Here is a 2,383-nt window from a genome sequence, read left to right on the forward strand (position 1 = left end):
AACCATTGATGAGAGTGCGATCGTGGCTCCGGGGGTGATTCTCCGAGCAGCCCCCAATAGCCAAATAATTATCGGTGCGGGTGCTTGCCTGGGTATGGGAACAATTTTAACCGCCTATCAGGGTGTTATTGCTATCGGTGCGGGAGCAATTTTAGGTACAGGTGTTCTCGTCGTCGGTCGGGGTGAAATCGGTGAAAATGCCTGTATTGGGTCAACCACAACGATTTTTAATGCTTCTGTGGCAGCGATGTCGATCGTGCCGTCTGGTTCCCTGATCGGAGATACTTCCCGTCAAATTACCATCGAGGTGTCAGCGACCCCATCGGAACCGGAAAGACCCCCTTTACCGGAACCGCAACCCGTAGTCAGTCAAGTGTCCCCAGTGCCGTCAGTGGAGGAAGTGATATCCGAAACCGTGGCCAGTCCTTGGGATGGCGAGGAAATGGTCGCCGAGGCCAGTCCCGCGGAAACCAGAGAACAAGCATCTACTACTAACCGACCGAATCAAGCATCGGTGGTCGGAAAGGTCTATATCAATCAGTTATTGGTCACGCTATTTCCAGAACGTCATCGTTTTAATGGCAACAATAACCATAATTCTTGAAGGGGAAAATAATCGTTCACAAGCCAAAAATCTCAACAATAATTACTAAGTAATTAGACCTAATTTATCTAGAGTTCACTGCTGTCTAACTGTGCTCTAGGTACTGGGTATAATTGCTTAGAAATCCAGTTAATATTTAGCGATTGCCGACAATTTTTTGAGGTTGTAATTATTGATAATCTTCCTCAATTAAAGAGTAGTTTTAATCGCTCAAAGCCTGATGAGCAGAAGTTTCTGCGTGTCAATCAGGTAAATTTTTGTTGATTTTTTTGTGTTTTTGTAGAGATTGTTAAAGTTAGATGACGACAGATTAAAGAAACTAATCCCCCCGAGAAAAAAAAACAATCAAAATTTTAGGGATAGAGAAAAAAAATGATCAGAATAGGATAAAGTTCGTGTTAAGATGATCAGTTGAAAAAAACATTAGTGAAAATTGCTCCCTAACTTCGCTCCTGGCAGCAGGGGAAAGGAGCTTAAGAAAAATCTATGTCGGTTGACGGCGAGATTTTACAGGTGCGACTAATCATGCAGTTTATGGAGGAATAATCCCAATGGTGCAAGCCAAATCCAAAGGTTTCCAGGCCGGCGTAAAAGACTACCGACTGACCTACTACACCCCCGACTACACCCCCAAAGATACCGATCTACTAGCTTGCTTCCGGGTGACACCCCAACCCGGAGTTCCTCCGGAAGAAGCAGGTGCGGCAGTAGCGGCGGAATCTTCCACAGGTACCTGGACCACCGTTTGGACCGATAACTTAACCGACCTCGATCGCTATAAAGGTCGTTGTTATGATATCGAACCCGTACCCAACGAAGATAACCAATTCTTCTGTTTCGTTGCCTATCCTTTAGATCTATTTGAAGAAGGTTCCGTCACCAACATCCTCACCTCGATCGTTGGTAACGTTTTCGGTTTCAAAGCTCTACGCGGTCTCCGTTTAGAAGATATCCGTTTCCCCGTCGCTTTAATCAAAACCTTCCAAGGTCCTCCCCACGGTATCACCGTTGAACGGGACAAATTAAACAAATACGGTCGCCCCCTACTCGGTTGCACCATCAAACCCAAACTCGGCCTTTCCGCTAAAAACTATGGTCGTGCCGTTTATGAATGTCTCCGCGGTGGTTTAGACTTCACCAAAGACGACGAAAATATTAACTCTCAACCCTTCATGCGTTGGCGCGATCGTTTCCTTTTCGTCCAAGAGGCGATCGTTAAATCCCAAGCAGAAACCAACGAAGTTAAAGGACATTACCTCAACGTAACTGCTCCTACCTGCGAGCAGATGATGCAACGGGCTGAATTCGCTGCCGAAATCAAAACCCCCATCATCATGCACGACTACCTCACCGGTGGTTTCACCGCTAACACCACCCTAGCGAAATTCTGCCGCGACAAAGGGTTACTGCTCCACATTCACCGGGCAATGCACGCGGTTATCGACCGTCAGAAAAATCATGGTATCCACTTCCGCGTTTTGGCTAAGTGCTTACGTCTCTCTGGTGGTGATCACCTGCACTCGGGAACCGTTGTCGGTAAACTCGAAGGTGAACGCGGCATCACGATGGGTTTTGTTGACCTAATGCGTGAAGACTATGTAGAAGAAGATCGCGCTCGTGGTATTTTCTTCACCCAAGACTACGCTTCCTTACCCGGGGTAATGCCGGTTGCTTCTGGTGGTATCCACGTTTGGCATATGCCCGCGTTGGTGGAAATCTTCGGTGACGATTCCTGCTTACAGTTCGGTGGTGGAACCCTCGGCCACCCCTGGGGTAACG

General features: G+C 47.3%; 2 protein-coding genes. Both read left to right on the top strand.

Annotated elements, in window-relative coordinates; all coding sequences use genetic code 11:
* On the top strand, positions 1-604 hold a 604-nt coding region (ccmN, locus tag PX481_RS00505; RefSeq protein ID WP_288093080.1), incomplete at its 5' end, for a beta-carboxysome scaffolding protein CcmN.
* A gap of 551 nt (positions 605-1,155) precedes the next feature.
* Positions 1,156-2,383, top strand: a 1,228-nt coding sequence (locus PX481_RS00510) for a ribulose-bisphosphate carboxylase large subunit (protein ID WP_288093083.1), incomplete at its 3' end; no start/stop codon positions are given.

Source organism: Microcystis sp. M53603_WE2 (assembly GCF_030065435.1).